14 protein-coding genes are annotated in these 16,413 nt (G+C 51.7%); 6 read left to right on the top strand and 8 right to left on the bottom strand.

Features of this window, described 5'->3' with window-relative positions; translation table 11 throughout:
- The 4 genes from AACZ40_RS12080 to AACZ40_RS12065 form a co-directional block, all read right to left on the bottom strand.
- Nucleotides 1-530, bottom strand: a 530-nt coding sequence (locus AACZ40_RS12080) for an SDR family NAD(P)-dependent oxidoreductase (RefSeq protein ID WP_339674531.1), incomplete at its 3' end; no start/stop codon positions are given.
- A gap of 45 nt (nucleotides 531-575) precedes the next feature.
- The gene (locus AACZ40_RS12075) at nucleotides 576-1,013 is read right to left on the bottom strand and encodes a hypothetical protein (protein ID WP_291167067.1); all 438 of its coding nucleotides are present in this window, start codon (nucleotides 1,011-1,013) and stop codon (nucleotides 576-578) included.
- Nucleotides 1,014-1,331: 318 nt separating this feature from the next.
- Nucleotides 1,332-1,916, bottom strand: a complete 585-nt coding sequence (locus AACZ40_RS12070) for a hypothetical protein (protein ID WP_291167065.1) — start codon at nucleotides 1,914-1,916, stop codon at nucleotides 1,332-1,334.
- Nucleotides 1,917-2,256: 340 nt separating this feature from the next.
- The gene (locus AACZ40_RS12065; protein WP_291167062.1) at nucleotides 2,257-3,462 is read right to left on the bottom strand and encodes a BON domain-containing protein; all 1,206 of its coding nucleotides are present in this window, start codon (nucleotides 3,460-3,462) and stop codon (nucleotides 2,257-2,259) included.
- Between the two features lie 653 nt (nucleotides 3,463-4,115).
- Between AACZ40_RS12065 and AACZ40_RS12060 the strand changes: the two genes are divergently transcribed.
- Together AACZ40_RS12060 and AACZ40_RS12055 are read left to right on the top strand one after the other, a co-directional pair.
- Nucleotides 4,116-4,598 (top strand): hypothetical protein, encoded by a 483-nt coding sequence (locus tag AACZ40_RS12060; protein WP_291167060.1) that lies wholly within the window; start codon nucleotides 4,116-4,118, stop codon nucleotides 4,596-4,598.
- A gap of 142 nt (nucleotides 4,599-4,740) precedes the next feature.
- Entirely contained in the window at nucleotides 4,741-6,315 is a 1,575-nt protein-coding gene (locus AACZ40_RS12055; RefSeq protein ID WP_291167058.1) for a transglutaminase-like domain-containing protein, read from the top strand.
- A gap of 507 nt (nucleotides 6,316-6,822) precedes the next feature.
- Here the strand turns inward: AACZ40_RS12055 and rnc are convergent.
- Complete coding sequence (gene rnc / locus AACZ40_RS12050) at nucleotides 6,823-7,566, bottom strand: ribonuclease III (RefSeq protein WP_291167056.1); 744 nt, start codon at nucleotides 7,564-7,566, stop codon at nucleotides 6,823-6,825.
- A 554-nt stretch (nucleotides 7,567-8,120) separates the two neighbouring features.
- Between rnc and AACZ40_RS12045 the strand changes: the two genes are divergently transcribed.
- A complete protein-coding gene (locus tag AACZ40_RS12045) occupies nucleotides 8,121-9,602 on the top strand; it encodes a Do family serine endopeptidase (RefSeq protein WP_291167054.1) in 1,482 nt (493 codons plus the stop codon).
- A 201-nt stretch (nucleotides 9,603-9,803) separates the two neighbouring features.
- Here AACZ40_RS12045 and AACZ40_RS12040 read toward each other — a convergent pair whose 3' ends face one another.
- Both AACZ40_RS12040 and bioD read right to left on the bottom strand, forming a co-directional pair.
- On the bottom strand, nucleotides 9,804-11,381 hold the full coding sequence (locus AACZ40_RS12040) for a hypothetical protein (RefSeq protein WP_291167052.1): 1,578 nt from the start codon (nucleotides 11,379-11,381) through the stop codon (nucleotides 9,804-9,806).
- Between the two features lie 117 nt (nucleotides 11,382-11,498).
- Nucleotides 11,499-12,224: a dethiobiotin synthase gene (gene bioD, locus AACZ40_RS12035; RefSeq protein WP_291167050.1), complete on the bottom strand. Its 726-nt coding sequence runs from the start codon at nucleotides 12,222-12,224 to the stop codon at nucleotides 11,499-11,501.
- Between bioD and AACZ40_RS12030 the strand changes: the two genes are divergently transcribed.
- The 3 genes from AACZ40_RS12030 to AACZ40_RS12020 all read left to right on the top strand — a co-directional run bounded on the left by AACZ40_RS12030 (nucleotide 12,209) and on the right by AACZ40_RS12020 (nucleotide 14,744).
- Nucleotides 12,209-12,451 (top strand): hypothetical protein, encoded by a 243-nt coding sequence (locus AACZ40_RS12030; protein ID WP_291167048.1) that lies wholly within the window; start codon nucleotides 12,209-12,211, stop codon nucleotides 12,449-12,451. The two genes, bioD and AACZ40_RS12030, sit on opposite strands and share 16 nt — an antisense overlap.
- On the top strand, nucleotides 12,441-13,538 hold the full coding sequence (locus AACZ40_RS12025; RefSeq protein WP_291167046.1) for a hypothetical protein: 1,098 nt from the start codon (nucleotides 12,441-12,443) through the stop codon (nucleotides 13,536-13,538). The genes AACZ40_RS12030 and AACZ40_RS12025 overlap by 11 nt, the downstream gene beginning before the upstream one ends.
- Before the next feature lie 369 nt (nucleotides 13,539-13,907).
- Nucleotides 13,908-14,744: an FHA domain-containing protein gene (locus AACZ40_RS12020; protein ID WP_291167044.1), complete on the top strand. Its 837-nt coding sequence runs from the start codon at nucleotides 13,908-13,910 to the stop codon at nucleotides 14,742-14,744.
- 238 nt (nucleotides 14,745-14,982) lie between these two features.
- Here the strand turns inward: AACZ40_RS12020 and AACZ40_RS12015 are convergent, their stop codons facing one another.
- Complete coding sequence (locus tag AACZ40_RS12015; RefSeq protein WP_291167042.1) at nucleotides 14,983-15,918, bottom strand: serine acetyltransferase; 936 nt, start codon at nucleotides 15,916-15,918, stop codon at nucleotides 14,983-14,985.
- Nucleotides 15,919-16,413: the final 495 nt, after the last annotated feature.

The raw sequence follows: 16,413 nt of genomic DNA, 5'->3' as shown, positions 1-16,413 counted from the left end.
CTCTGGGTGAAGGAGATCACGCCCGCTTTGCTGACGGCATACGCGATTGATTTGGGGCGGGGTTGCAGACCGGAAAGTGAGCTCAGGTTCACGATCCTGCCGAACTGGCGTTTGAGCATGCCCGGTTTGACACGCCAGGTGACCAGGAAAGTGCCGGTCAGGTTGACATTCAACATCTGCTGCCAGGCCGCCAGGTCGAGCTCGTCATGGGGCTGGTAGATGAACGTACCCGAATTGTTAACCAGCAGTTCGATGTCGCCCAGCTGTGCTTCGACTTCACCGACCATGCGGTCGACTTCGGCTTCGACTGAGACATCACTTTGGACGATCATGCCGCTACCACCCAGGGCTTCGATCTGGCGGAGCGTTTCTTCCGCATCGCTTTTACCATTGCGATAACTGACGGCGACGCGTGCTCCTTCCTGTGCCAGTTTGAGACAGCAGGCCCGGCCGATGCCGCGGGAGCCGCCGGTAACTAATGCGACCCGGTTCTGAAAACGCTGAGGATTGAAATTTGTGGCAGTCGTCATGATGTGAAGGTCCGTCGTGTTGAAGAATGAATTGATCGAAATCACTTATCGCAGTTTGTAATATTTTTTCGGCGCAATGAGCATCAGGATCTTAGGGCCGACGATAAGGAACATGATCAGCGTACCCACGGCGGCGGAACCGGCAACGACGGGCAGTGTGCTCTTTTTCAGCAACAGGGGGCCGATAACAGAACCGGCAATCAGGCCGATCAATGGGGAAATCCAGAGCCACCACCAGGTGTAAATCGGAGGAACTTTGGTGCGGAGCCGCCTGCGGTAAGCATCCAGCGGTTCTTTGGTGTCTTCCCAGTAGAAGGTTTTCAAGGCACGCGGTCCGCCACACGAGGCACAGACAGTGCCCAGGCAAAGTATGAAGGGGTTGCATAAGCCTTCGAAGTGTTCGCCGTTGACCTGGGTTCCCTGTTTGCATTTTTTGTGGATGTAGACACGCCCGACTTTCAGGCTGTAAGGAGATTTTGCCATGCTGTTCTCGCTTTGCTCAGACTGTCGTCATTGACTGTATTGGGATCCGGCGCGTCGCTGCCGTGGCCCTGTTCAAGCGTGCCTGCTGGAGATCTATTGTAAACAGACGTCCGATTCCGTGACCAGTCTGATGAGAGGGAAGTGAGGCAGTTTCTGATTTGAAATGATGTGCATCACCGGCGATCGCGATTGTTGAAAATATCACCGCGCATGCAAAAGCCGACGATTCTTTCACCCGGTTAGAATCATCGGCTTTGCTGGTGGGTAGACTTATATTTTCAGCTTGCTGCTCTGGGAGTCTCATACATTGTCTGAAGATCAGTCAGACTGAGGTCCGGCACAGCGGATGAGGTGGTCGTGGTCGATGTAGACCACTTCTTTGGTCTGGTCATTGTGTGAGAATGGTACAGGCCAGTCTGAGCGGATTGTTTTGTCATAGTACACGGTGCACTTGTAGTGACAGTGGTGCTGACGAGCTGGTCCTACCATGGGATAGAAACGGCATTCGCCAATCCGGTCCACAATCGGTTCGACAACCATGCGGACGTTGTTGCGAGTGGTTTCTGCCAGGAACCAGACTCCGCCGCCGGTTTTGTCCGGCAGAGCACGAATGACTTCATCCGGGCTCGGAGGATCAAGACAGAACAGGGGAGCGTGTTCGCCTTCTACGGGATCGAGAATCATCGCTTTGTTGTAGCGTTCCTCTTCCCAGTAGGTGTCTTCGATTAACTGTGACCAGTAAGCCGTCACAGGAATCAGAGGAGTGGTGCGCCAGAAGACCGATCCGGCATAAGTCACTTCAATGAAGCCTTTGACCAGCGTACAGCCACTGGTGTTGAGTGTTAACAAGCAGGCACAGCCCAAAAGCAAAGCACGGCTGAATTGCTTCCCGATTTTGAACATCCTTCTTCCTCCGGGTGAATTTAACGTCGTCATGATATGAGGGAGACTTCGTTTTCAGTGTTAGCGAGCGATTTGCTCAGGTAAGGAGATGTCATGATCAGACGGTCGGCATCCTGCCTGTTTTTGTCGGAACATGATTCCATATTCTTCTTATCGGACGCTTTGTCAGATAACCTTGTGAGAATTTGACGATTTTGACGATTTAACGGATAAAATCCGCTTTACGTCTTTTGCGGACAGTTCTCTGGCAGAGGCACTGGTTCCGCGATATAAAAAATGCCTTCCAGGAAGTGATTTTCCTGAAAGGCATCTGTGTGCAGTCTATTTTAACACTGGCTGATTACCAGTTTTTAGGATTCATGAACCACCACCAGCGGCTTGTCCGAGGGCGGAAGTTTAGCTTCCATGATCCGTCATCCCATTCCAGTTGAGCCTCTCTCCACCCCAGTGGTACCTGTGGGTAGGGATAGAAAGGTCCGATGTAAGGGAAGGCACTGGCAGAGTACTCACTTGGGTAAGCTACCTGTGCATAGTTAGGATAGTTGGCATAAGTCGGCCAGGCTGATTCCGGCAGATGAGGACTGTTGTAAACCTGGCTTGTTGGCCCCGGTCCCATTCCCGGATGAGGAGCCATACCTGGATGACCGCCCATAGCAGGATGACCGCCCATACCTGGATGTCCTGGAGGTGGTCCCATTGCGGGAGGTCCTGCAGGCCCAGGGTGGGGAGCCTGGTAGTTCATGTAATTGGTCGGCTGAATCATGGAAGTCTGCTGAGGAGCAGCCTGCATTACCTGCAGGTTGTTTTCCACGTTTTTCACACCTGTCACACGTTGTGCGATTTGTGTTGCCGCCTGTTTTTCCTGTGCAGAACCAATCGATCCCTGCAGGATTGCCGTTCCGTTTTTGAAGCGAATTTCCACTTCATGTGCTGAAGCCAGGGCAGGCCCTAATGCTTTGGCCAACTGTTCAGCCATCTGCTGGTTGCTGGGGGCAGCACTGCGTGGTGCAGGAGCCTGGTAGGCAACCGTTTCGATGTTGGAGCGACGGTTTTCAACAGGTTGTTCAAATTGAGCCTGTTTGAGTGAGCCTTTCAGGAAAGGATCGGTTGCAGAAGCCTGAGTAATCTCATTGGTTCTGCGGAACGGGTTCAAGCTTGATTTCTGTGATTCTGCTTCTCTGGCAGGAGCAGAATTAGTAGCGACTTCCGTGACTTCCAGGCGATTATCAACCCGTGAGACACCGTCGATGCGTGAGATCAATCTGGTGGCCTGAGCTTTTTGAGCAGCTGTGGGGATTTTACCCGACAGAACGGCAACGCCCTGATTATACTCGATTTCCATGTTGTAACCGGTTAACCGGGCTGATCTCAGAGCGTCAGCGATTTCATTCGCCACCTTCTGATTGTTAGTAACTTTGCCCGATACAGCGGTCGAACTAGACTGTTCAGATTTCTTTGAGAAGAAATCCAAGGGTCCGGCCATTGTGATACCGGGAGTCACCGCCATGATCCCCAGCGTCAAGACCCACTTACGATACCGTTTCATGAACAACTCCGTTCCCAATTGAGTTTATTATGTTTTCGTCCAATACATTCGAGCTATATCTATCGTCTGGTTTACACGGTGAGTCATTCCTGCTGCGCAAACAAAACAATGAGATTGCTATCCTGATTGATCGGTCATCTGGGGCCGGTTAAACAAGTTATTCTGATTATTTCGAAGAAATTGGTTAAATGTTGCGGTCTTTGAATAATGATAAATAGCGATAAGTGTTTTAATATTATTGCCTTACGGTTAATTTTTCTCTATCCGGCGATTTGAGGATTTCTGAAAGACGAGTAATGAGGAACGGGAAACAGAAGTGTTCATAAATACATTTTCTGCAGGAGGCCATTCTGAAATGTCTGAGAGCCGCCCCGGAATCCTGTCGAGCGAATCAGAAAATCAGGTGTGTTTTCTCAGCGGTATATGTAAAAAAAACGATTCTTCAGTGCTTGAGAACTTCTCTGCGCGTAGTCATTCCAGAATTGAAATGTTATGCTAGCACGCATCCAGTAAGCGATATGCGCCGATGGTCCCGGTATCCTCCTCCTGAGTGAGGCTGAGGACGGTGCTTTGTGACTGGATTCAGGCTCCATGCCCGAGGGTGTTCCTGTATCAACCAACTAATAGAGTTCTATTTAACCAAAGAATACACAATGGCTCGAAAGACTCCCAGTCGTCTGGAAATGCGTCGCCAGGCAGAAGCCGCTGAAGCGGAATCAAAATCATCGCCTAAGAAAAAAGCCCCTAAAAAGAAGGCCACCCGTAAAAAGAAGGCCGCGAAGGCTGAAATACGCCGTCGCTTATTCTGGGGTGTTTTTACAGGCAGTATGAAAGAAGAATCGCGTTTTGCCTACGATCAGCGAGATGCGGCCGTCGAGCGGATCGAACAACTGCGGGCTAAAAATGCCAAGAAACTGTACTTCATCCAGCCGATCAAAGAATCCTTAGACGGAGAAGTGGTTGTCCCGAAAGTACCCGTCGACGATGCGGATGAAGTGGAAGTCGATGAAGTAGCCAAAGTCGAAGACGATGATGATGTGGATGTCGTTGATGATGAAGTCGAAGAAGTAGACGACTTAGATGACGGCGAAAGCCTGGCGGATGACGAAGAAGATCTGGATGAGGATCTCGACTAATTCCCTGTATCCAGACGCCCTGCAATCGTTTTACAATGACCCCACTGTTCAAGTATGAATTGTGGGGTTTTTTATTGTTGCTGCTGAAACAGTAGAGAACTGAATCATTCTGCTGCTTTTTGATAAGGTCCGGATGATGCCGATGTTTATTCAACGACGATTGATTCAACGACGACTGTCTGTTCTGGCAGTCGTGCTGCTTTCCTGGCTGAGCATGTTCTGTCTGGGGGCCGGATTGACGGCCTGCTCGCAGAGCCCTGCAGTCGAGCCGGGGGAAAGAGCCGTCGAAAGCAGCAAGCTGAAAGAGGAAGAAGACTGGAAGGTCATTTACATCCAGGATCAGAGAATCGGCTACGAGCACCGTCAAAGGCGGATGGAAGACCAGTCCGGTAAGAAAGTGATCCACACTCAAAACGATTCCTATCTGAAATTCAAACGTTTCGGTCAGGCATTGAACCTGGAAGTTCATCTGCAGACCACGGAGACTGCCGAGGGGGAATTGCTGTCCTATTCCTATCAGATGAAGAATCCACCTGCGGGCTCCACGATTTCGCGGGGCGTTGTCAAAGACGGGCAGTTGCATATTGAAACGGACATTGCCAACCAGGCGTCGAATACTCAGCTGAAATGGAAGGCCGATTATTACTCCCCCAGTTATCTCGAGCGCGCATTCCGAGAATCTCCCCTGCAGCCGGGCGAGAAGAAGTCGTTTTCCATGCTGCTGCCGGAGTTCAGTAAAATCACAGAAGTGAATCTGGTCGCCCTGGAATATGAGCCCGTGGAGATACCCGGGGGAATTCAGGAGAAGTGTCTGCATATTAAAATGAAGCAGTCACTGTTGCCCGGCATGACCACGGACCTTTATGTAGATCAGCAGGGGGAGATCATCAAATCAGCGACAGATTTTCTGGGCGCAAAGATGTATCTTTACCAGGCGAGCAAAGCGCAGGCGCTGGAAGAACTGTCAGGCAGGGAATTAGATCTGGCGATGCAGACGCTGATTCCGGTTTCCCCTCTGTCCGCAGCCCATGATACGGAGCAGGTGGTCTACCAGATTTCCATGCAGCAGGATGATCCCGCGAAATATCTGGTTGCAGGAGATACGCAGCAGGTCAAACGGCTCGGTGCAGATCGGGTTGAGCTGACAGTGACGAAGGCGGCTGTACCGGTGGCGTTTCCAGCAGCCGAGATCGATGCCGAGTTTGTGAAACCGAGCCCGTTTTTGCAGTCCTCTGATGCAGGTGTCATCAAGCATGCGAAAGCCGCGGTTCAGTCGGAAACGAATCCCTGGCAGCAGGCTCTGTTGATGGAAAAATATGTGCATCGAAATCTGAAAAAGAAGAATTTCTCGACCGCATTAGCGTCAGCCGCTGAGGTGGCCCGCAATATGGAGGGAGACTGTACCGAACATGCGATGCTGCTGGCAGCCATGCTGCGGGCTCAGAATCTACCTGCACGGGTCGCCGTCGGCCTGGTCTATATTCCGTCCCGGAAAAGCTTCGGGGGTCATATGTGGACGGAAGTCTTTCTGGATAATCGCTGGATCCCCCTGGATGCGACATTGGGAAAAGGGGGCATCGGCGCGGGCCATATCAAGCTGGGAGATTCCAGCCTGGCTGAAAAAGCACCGGCACCACTGGCGCTCTTCCTGCCGGTCATCCAGTCGGTGGGCAAACTCTCCATCGAAGTGCGCGATTCGCGTCCCCGAGCTGAATAATCCGTCTGGATTCGCGGGGCGAAAGGTGTCTGTGGAGTTGTAAGTCTTACATTTCAGGGGCCCCGTTTGAGGTTTTTCGATTGCAAGAATTGCAAACATGAGAAAGCTGAAAAATAACTCCCCAAAGTCTCTGATTCTAAATGCCTGTATTTACAGTGTTTTAGGACGAATCCAGAAATTTCGTCTTGCGTTCAAGGTGAATGGCACGATTGCTGCATTATACCTGCTTCGGGTAAAGAGAGAGACCCAAAGAATTTTGAAGAGTTGAGAGACTTCAAGGTTCAAGAGAGAAGAGAGAGACAATCCCACCGACCCGTGGAGGCGGGTCTGCCCACCCTGGGCCATTCCAAAACATCATCCCCATCTTAGAGCCGAGAGAATTCCCGTATTCTCTCGGCCCTTTCTATTTACAGACCTTGAGAATTTCAGAGAATCCATTTCCCCTGTTTCCGCAGCGTAGTCCCGGCGATTCAAAACCGGCTGGATGAAAGTCCCTGCTGGCGTGAATCAGTTCTGATCGGGCAGGGCAGGTAGTTCCCATTCTTCGTCGTCTTCATTTTCGCGCAGGGCATTATAGGCGGCTCTCTGCTCCGCTTCTTTTTTCGTCGATCCCCAGGCAGGTTCATATTTGTGTTCGCCGATGATGGCGGTCACTTTGAAGAACTTGGAATGATCCGGCCCTTTTTCGTCCAGAACCTCATAGATGGGGGTCTGGGAAAACTTCTTTTGCGAATATTGCTGTAACAGGCTTTTGTAGTTGTAGCCATGCACAGAGAGGGAAGCTTTGGAATTTTCGCGCTCGATGAGGGGATCAAGAAACTGATGCACGGGTAGAATGCCGCCATCCAGGTACATCCCGGCGATGAGCGCTTCGAACATGCCGGCCAGCAGGGATTCAGGCAGGGTCTCTGTCATGGCAAGTCCTTTGCCGACAAAGATAAAGCGATCGAGGCCTTTTTCACGCGCCAGGCGGGTACAGGTATTGCGACTGACAACCGCCGATTTGATGCGGGTCAGTTCTCCTTCCGGGGCGTTGGGAAATTGCGCAAACAGTTTCTCGCAGACGATCGATCCGAGGATCGCATCACCCAGGAATTCCAGTCGTTCGTTGGAATCCATGCGGGTTTTGGCAGCGGATGTATGTGTCAGGCAGGATTTCAACAGCTCACAGTCAACAAATCGATATCCCAGATTTTGCTGACACTCCTCAAGCAGTTGATCGATCTCCACGGGGCTGAGATCGTATTGCATGCACGCCTCCCCTGATCTTATTTCTTCGAGAAATATCAAACGGTCAAACGAAGAATTCTGAAGAAAGGGCCCGCGGCGAATTTTTGAATGACCATTGCTAAGTATAGAGAGATATTAACATTAGCGTCTATTTGAAGAAAACAAAAAAGCCCTGATTCGTGGAAATGGTCGAAAAATATTCAGGTGAAACGGGAAAATATTGCCAGAACCTGTCCTGGTCCTGAAGGGTGAGCCGCAAATCTCCTCATTTTTTTTCAAGCATTCCCAACACATTTACAGGCAACTCTCGTAGTAAGGGCAGACCAGCCACTTAATGAAATGAGCAAAAGTTCAACGATGTGCACACATCAGGATCCTGTTTTTTCTGATCAGGGAAGCGGGGTTCGCGCGAGTTTTTTCCAGTCGAGTCATTTTACAAGAGGCACATTTGGGATTTGAATCGCGTTTCCTTTTTAGTATTAATTCCATAAGAGAGATGGCCTGAGTCAAAACTGAAAGCCATACACTGTAGGAGGGTAAATTTAATGAAAGCGTTAACAGGAAATCGAAACTGGATGTTCGCTATAATTGCTAGCGCATGTCTGGTGGGTGCAGCAGTCGGGGTGGCTCAGAAAGATACGAGCACCGATCTGCCAACAGCAGTCAATGCTTATGAATTATCGAATGTATTTCGCGAAGTCAGCCGCCGGGCGATGCCAGCAATTGTTTCGATTGAAACGATCAGCAAAACATCCCAAGTGTCCGGGCAGAATGCTCTGCCGTTTGGTGACAATTCACCATTTCAGGATCTTTTTGAAAGTGATCCCCGGTTCAAGGACATGCTCAAACAGTTCCAGAATCAGGCTCAGCCTCGACAGGCACCCCGTCGGATGGGAACCGGTTCCGGATTCATTATCAACAAAAGCGGTCTGATCATGACCAACTCGCATGTGGTGAATGGCGCCGACGTGGTAAAGGTTACTTTGAATGATGGTCGGGAATTCACTGCCGATGATATTCGCACTGATCCCCGTTCTGACGTCGCTGTAATTCATATTGATGCTCCAGACCTGCAGGCGATTCCCCTGGGTGACAGTTCCAAAATGGAAATCGGCGACTGGGTTCTGGCGATCGGTAACCCGTTCGGAATCGGTATGAGTGTGACCAATGGTATCATCAGTGCGAAAAGCCGTGGTCCCGGAATTAACGACCGTGAAGATTACCTGCAGACAGATGCAGCGATCAACCCTGGTAACAGCGGTGGTCCCCTGTTGAACCTGCGTGGTGAAGTTATCGGTATCAACACGGCGATCTCCAGTCGCAGTGGTGGATATGATGGTGTTGGTTTTGCGGTTCCTGTCAACATGGCACGCTGGGTATCCGGTCAGTTGATTGATAATGGTAAAGTAGAACGAGCCTTCCTGGGTGTCGGCATCCAGCCGATCAGTAATGAACTGTCGAAATCGTTCGACATCAAAGTTGGTCAGGGTGCCATCGTTACACAGGTGATGGAAGATTCTCCTGCAGCAGACGCTGATTTACGAACAGGTGACATCATCTTGAAGCTGGCAGGTAAGGAAGTTTCCGGCCCTCGCAATCTGCAGGGTATTGTAGAACAGCTGGTAGTGGGTAAGACGTATGTCATGGAGATCTTAAGAGATGGTAAACATGTCAATAAAGATCTGACCATGAAAGCCATGCCCAACAGTTTCTCAGTCGCAAAGGATGAAAAGCCCCTCGAAGGACCCGGCAAAGAGAAACCGAAAACCAGTGTGAATGAACTGAAACTCGAAGTTCAGCCTTTAACCGAAGAACTGGCCAATCAGTTAGGCTATTCCGACGATGTGACAGGAGTCGTAATTACTTCTGTCGAGCCGGGAAGTGCTGCTGAAGAAGCTGGTCTGACGAAAGGCATGATCATCGAAAAGATCGGGACAACTGAAGTCTCTACCATGGATCAATTCAACCAGGGATTGAAAGAAGCAAAAGGCAAAGACAGTGTGTTGCTGCTGGTGAGAAATCACAGTGGTGCCCGCTTTGTTGTGGTCCAGAAGTAGATTTCAGGATTGTGTACTCTCCTGAAAGGGGTATCTGGTGCAAGTCTTATCACTAAGGCTTGTGCCAGCCCCACAGCGGAAAGATTGTCCTCATAAGAAATTCCTCACCGCATCGTATGCGGTTCCGCGTGACGCCTCGGTGGTATTACTGAAATACTGCCGAGGCGTTTTTTACGCGCGTCGCACTCAATCGCCGATTCCTCAGGTGGTCGGCTGTGTCTCTTTGTGGCTGGAGACCATGTCGGATTGAATCTGACTGCTGTGAAATACCACTTCAATCAGAGTGGTTACCCCCCGATGCGATTTTGGGTTATAGCCTTTACGGATCTGCAGTCGCCAGACGAGTTCCCCTTTTAAATCGTCAATACCCTGTTCGTTCGAAGCAACATAGGTTTCAAAACTTTCGCCAGGTTTCAGTTCCTGCGGTTTATTTTCCTGATTGATATTCTGTCCCTTCAGATTCCATTCCCAGGAGGGGGGCATATCGTAGATCAGCACCCGGTTGCCGTCCGTCTGCTTCTGATCCACGCTGCTCACGAAATTATTGGCCCGCATTTTTGCATCGACGTTTTTGCCCGCGACGCGGGTGAGCAGCAGCTTCTGATCGAGGGGTTCGAAGGTCTGGTCGTGGGAAACATTTTCGAATCTCAGGTAGAGCTTGAGCACATCGCCCGTGGGCTCACGTGTCTGGCTGGTGTCGCCCGTGTAATGTTCAAATTCGAGAGGCCCCCGGGTGACACGCAGCGGCGTCACCAGAACATTTCCGAATCGACGTCCCGGCCCCCCGAGCTGCAGGACATGGCCAGGAGGCAGCGTCGCATTTTCGGGGATCAGCTGGAGCGCGATCTCATCATTTTTGACAGGTGGTTTCAGGTCGGGCAGGCTTTCCAGTTGATGGGGATCTCCCTGGTAGCGGACATACATCAACATCGCAAGCATGGCGGTGACGGCAAGGGCATAAGTCAGCGTAAGCGTGAATAACCGCTTGGAAACCACTTTTTCCCGACGGTAGCTTTGCGGCGCGGGTTGAGCCGCCGGTTCGGGAGGGGCAGTTGCTGCCAGCATCGTTTCCGGGGCAGGTCCTGTTGCCGTTGATTCCGCTGTCACTTCCTCAGTCGCGTTTTCGACTGGCGGGTCAGCCGGTGGCATTTCCGTCTCAGTAAGATCGTTCGTTGTTTCTTCTGCCACCGGTTCTTCTGTTTGGGAGGCATCCGTCGTGGCTTCTTCATCGTGATCTTCTGTGTCGGTGGCTGCGACTGTATCTTCCGCTGCTACAGTTTCGGTGGTTGCCTTTTCTACAGACTCGCCCGCTGCGGCTTCCGTTTCCGGCGCTGCGGGTTCCGTAGCTTGCGACTCGGCTGGAGCGGTGTCATTGCCGCCGGGAAGAAATGAGAAGCTGGACGCCGGTCGTTCGGGCTGTTTTTTGCTGTTTTTATTTTCGGCGGCCCCGGGGAGAAACGAGAACGGCGAGGCCGTTGCGGCTTCCCCTTCGTTGTCTGACGAATCAGCTTCCTCCGGCACAGCGAAGCCAGCCTCGGGGGGTGTGAGATCGCTTTCGTTCGAATTATCTGTCTCGGCTGCTGGATCGGGGTTACCTGCAGTCGCGGCATCTTCTGCGTCTTCTTGTTCTGCCGCGTCTTCTTCTGAGACCAGCACAGGCTCACTGGTTTCGGCATCGACCTGCAGATGCATCTGGCATAAAGGGCACGCCACGACTTCCGAGACGGCTTCGATCTGGATGGAGCCCCCGCATGAGGGGCAATTCACTTCAATACTCATCCATTTCTCCGGTTGATTTCTGATAAGTTGAGGCTGTTGTAGAGGCAGGATCGGCGCTGGAACGTCCGCGGGGAAGCCGGCGATCAGACGGATGGTTCTGGCGCAGGGGAGGACGATTCAGTGGGAATCCTGTGCTAATTGTATCCAGTCTATTCTGGCCTGAGTCTGGTAGTGAAGCAAGTTCGACCGCCATTCAAAGGGGACAAAAGACAAAACCGGCACGCTTGTCCATTGTTGAATCCGGGCGGCGTTTGACTGACGTGACTCATCGCTGAGTTCAGGGTCGACATCGTTCAGGATCAGACCCGCAATGGCGAGTCCCCTGTGCTGTAAGGCTTCGATGGTCAGCAGGCTGTGATTGATCGTCCCCAGTCCTGCCCGCGCCACAATCAGCAGCGGCAGCCTGAGCTGAGCCGCGAAATCGACAATCAGCATCGTTTCGGAAAGAGGACACAGGACGCCTCCCACCCCTTCCACCAGCAGGAACTCGGCCTGATCCTGCCACCATTGTGCCCCTTCCAGCAGGAGACGTTCGTCGACCTGCTCTCCCTGACTGGCAGCAGCGACCGGCGGTGCCAGCGGGGCGTGAAAGCGCTGGGGGCAGATCCGTTCCAGGGGAACAGCGGTTTGAATGGCTTCTGACAGCTGTTCAATATCGGCCCACTTCCGGGCGCCGGTCTCCGGATCCAGCACGCTGCCACTGCAGGCGGGTTTATAGGCCCCGGTCCGGATTCCTTCTGAAACCAGCTGGCGGGCAATGGCGGCAGTGATATATGTCTTTCCGACATCCGTATCGGTACCCACGACCATCAATCCCGGGATATTTAATGAAAAAACGTCCACGTTTCCTTCCTCAACCCGTTCAGGCAATTATGACTTTTACGGAACAACCGATGGTCGCTGCTTGCGATCAGACCGGTATCGCTTTTATGATTATACAGAGCGAACTCTGTTCTGCAGCCGTGTGGGGCCGGAAAGTACGGGCTTCTGTAGAGACACGGTTCGAATCAAAGCCTTTTCAATCAAACCGACGAATTTCCCTGGAATTCAAAGCGAGTCATGAAACGTAAAAAAAGTTCATCCAGCGGTGCGAGCCTGGATTCCCTGCTGGATACGATGACCAACGTAGTGGGAATCCTCGTGATTATGCTGACCGTGACTCAGCTGGGCGTGGGAGAAGCCGTCAGTCGTATTAAAAGCGCCATTTCAGAAACAGATATGGAGCGGGCGGAACAGAAAGTCGCGGAGCTTGATGAATTGCTGAAGCTTGAGCAGGAGCAGCTGAAAACGGTAAAAGAACTGACTGAAGATAAAAAGACGGTCAACGTCGATCAGCAGAAAGAGCTGGCAGAAAAACTGAAGAAGGAACTGGAGAAATTAAAAGAGATCCAGGTCAATATCGAGAAGTTGAAGCAAGAGATCGCTGAACGCGATAAAGAAGTCAAATCGCTGGAAAAGAGCATTGTCGACAAAGAGACAGAGCTGGCCGACATCAAGGCAAAGCTGGCCAAAACACCGGATCCCGGTCCCACGCCGAATGCCAAAATTGTCAATCTGCCGAATCCGCGCGATGCGCCGAAAGAAGCCAAGGCCATCGACTATGTCTGCCGGGACGGACGGATCATGCGAGTCGATATTCCCCTGTTGCAGAATCTGGCTTTGACGGCAATCGCCCAGAGTCGGCTGGTGACTGCGCCCGAACAGGCCATCGATTGCGACCAACTGGTCAAGGTGTTCGAGAATAAGAACGTCGGCAATCGTGACTGGCGAATCAAGCTGAAACCCGTGGGCGGGGTTCCCTATCTTGTACTGGAATTACGCGAAGGACGTGGGGATACAGCAGAACGCCTGCGAAAATCGTCGGCCCTGTTTCGTCAGGAACTGCAGAAGATCAACCCGCAATTCTTTTATCTGAATTTTCGCGTCTGGTCAGACAGTTACGATACCTACCTGGTGGCACGGGAATATGCGGATCAGAAAGATGTGATGGCGGGCTGGACGGCGCTGGACAGCAGTTCCGAATTTCGGGTTCCCCTGGGCGGTAATCTCAAGCTGACGTGTGAAGGCTATAAACCGCCACCCTCCCAGCCTGCTGCTCCCGAACCTGATCTGCCTCCGCCGACGGAACGTAAACTTCCCGGCAATAAAATCGACTGAATTCCCCGCAAAATGGCTGGAGACCGGCTCGTCTGACAGGGCCGCGCCTCGGTCTGGAAAAAGTCCCGCGAGCCTGCCTGAGGTGTTTCCTTTATTAACAGGGATCTACAAAACCTCTGACGGGAAAATGCTGCGCTGCTTCTCCAGGTTGACGCCAATCGTGCGTGAATCAAGCTTTCTATTTTATCTAATCTGCATAGACTCTGACTGTTATCGTGCCGGGATTCATCAGGGGATTTTGATGATAAAGTAACTGGAACGTTTTCTCATGCTGTCGTCAATAGACGGTCGATTCAGTGTTGTGTAGCCCTTTAAAAAAGGGCACTGAGGAATCAAAACGTTCCTGTCTCAACATGAGGTTGAAAGTCTGTGGTCGTCGAATCTTCGCCCCGGTATTCACTGGAAATCAAAAAGGGAAAAACCAGTTTTCCCGTGCGGCCTGTATCAGGTGACCGTCTGACGATTGGAGCAGGTTCCTGCTGCGGTCTTCAGCTCACCGGTCGAGAGATGCCGATATTACATTCCGTGATCCATGTCGAAGAGGAAGTCGCCCGGATCGAAGCCATGGTTGCTCAGCCCAGACTGTTATTGAACGGGATACCGCTTCGCACCTCGGAACTGTCGGATGGTGATCTGATCACAATCGGTCCCATTGAATTTGAGTTTTGTCAGTCCAGACCACATGCAGCAATGAACATTTCCACCGCTGGCTTATCTGGCTCGCCGCTTCAGACGAGCGCACCATTCACTCCAGATAAAAAAAGAGATCACTCTATGACCAAAGAAACTACTCTGAAGGACCTGTCTGCGTCCGAACTTGTTGACCTGATTGAACAGGATTTTCACCTGATCGAGAAATATGAATCACGACGTGAGCAGGGCGCTGCTGCCTTGATGTCTCAGCTTCATCAGTTGAACGAGGAACAGGAAGAACAGGATTTCCAGCAGGAGTCGCTTTCTGAGCAGGAACAACTGGTGCTGCTGGCTGATCTCGAAAACATGATGCAGGAACTGACGCGTTTCTCGGAAGAACTGCACCAGCGGGCCAATCAGCTATCCAGCCGCGAAAAACAGTACGAAGTCGCTGCTGCTTCGTTACTGGAAACCCAGGAAAAACTGGCCTCCCAGCTCGACCGGACGCTGGATCATGTCGGATCGATCAAAGAAGATCGTGATGATGCAGGTCCACGCCGGGCAATTGCCTGAGCTTAAATCTACCACTCATTCAATCCTGTGTGCGATCAGTGTCTGATTCACACAGGATTTTTTTGCGCTGGGAGGGAAGCAGAACCCCCCGATTCCGCAGAGTGGCTCACATCCAGAGATTACAGGTTCAGGCACCCGGCAACATAGTTCGTCAATGAAAATGACAGACCTGCAAGAGCGTGATCTGCGGCCTGGGACAGGGGCCAGAGATCAAAGGTCTGGAATCAGGGGGCTGGGATCAGGATGCTTCACGAAAGCGGAGCGATGGCTTTTCGATGGTGACAATCGTATTGGGCAGCACGCTTTTCATCAGCGAGACACTCGCGCCGATGACGGCGTCCTGACCAATGACCGTGTCGCCTCCCAGAATCGTGGCATTGGCGTAAATCACCACACCTTTTTCGATGGTGGGATGCCGTTTCTGCTCGCGAATAATGCGGCCTTCGGAGTCTTTCGGGAAGCTCAAGGCACCGAGGGTAACCCCCTGGTAGACTTTGACGTTCTCCGCAATCTCACAGGTTTCCCCGATCACGACACCCGTACCATGATCGATAAAGAATGAGTGTCCGATGATGGCACCCGGGTGAATATCAATGCCGGTCTGTGCGTGAGCCCATTCTGACAGCATGCGGGGGATGATGGGAACATCCAGTTTGTACAATTCATGGGCGATCCGGTAGATCGTAATCGCTTCGAGACCGGGATAGCAGAAGATGATTTCATCAAAGCAGGTCGCAGCCGGGTCGCCATCCAAAGCCGCCTGCACGTCCGTGGAGAGTGCGCGACGGATTTCCGGGATCGTTTCCAGGAACTGGAGCGTTTTCCGCTGCCCTTCGGCTTCGAAATCGATCTGGTTGAGTTTCTCGCAGTCGGCGCCGTGCCTCTGCACATGCTGGTGCCGTAACGCGCGACCAATTTGTAAGGTCAGGATATCATGCAGGGAGTCAATGATGTTTCCCACATGGTAAGTTACGTTGCCCAGGTGCAGATTCTGCCGACGGCTGTAACCGGGGAAGATGACGTCTTTCAGATCTTGGGCCGCTTCAATGACGGCGTCCTGGCTGGGAAGCGGGCAATGGCCTAAATGGTGAATCGTACCGATCTCATGATAGGTTTCGACGATACGATCTGTCAGTTCAGGGAGCCGCTCTTTTTGCCGGAAATCCGTAGCCATGAGAATTTTCCTGCTTGTCCTCTGGATGGGGTGTAAATGCTGTGACCGGTGTTCAGAACCTGAGATTAAGACAAGACCTGATCATTAAAAGTTCTGTAAATTGCCTCAGCTGACAGGCAACTCTCCTGAATTCTATGCATGCCGACAAAAAGTCTACAAGTAGACAACAGAAAAAATGCCTTCTCTAGTTTCAAATCGGCGTCTGAATGACTGGAAATTGAGAAATTCTCACAATCCTTACAGCCGTCGCAGAGAATACAGCTTTCATGCTTGTGACAGACTGACTGTAAATTGTCCGGTTCTATGCAGTTTCTGAGTCGTAATCTCATATAGACAATGAGTTAAGTGCCATTTTTCAAACGGGATAGAAGAATACGCTTCAGCAGGTTGCCCAACCTGAATTTCCTCAATCGGTTCAATCCCTCGCTCCCAATTCGCCGATAGAAAACAGAGTGAGGGATCCCGGTCTGCCGGGGCCCGGTCACTGCTGTGCAG

This window comes from uncultured Gimesia sp. (genome assembly GCF_963972345.1).
Taxonomy (GTDB): domain Bacteria; phylum Planctomycetota; class Planctomycetia; order Planctomycetales; family Planctomycetaceae; genus Gimesia.
The sequence above is the reverse complement of the archived record's forward strand: the minus strand, read 5'-3'. Positions and strand labels throughout refer to the sequence as shown.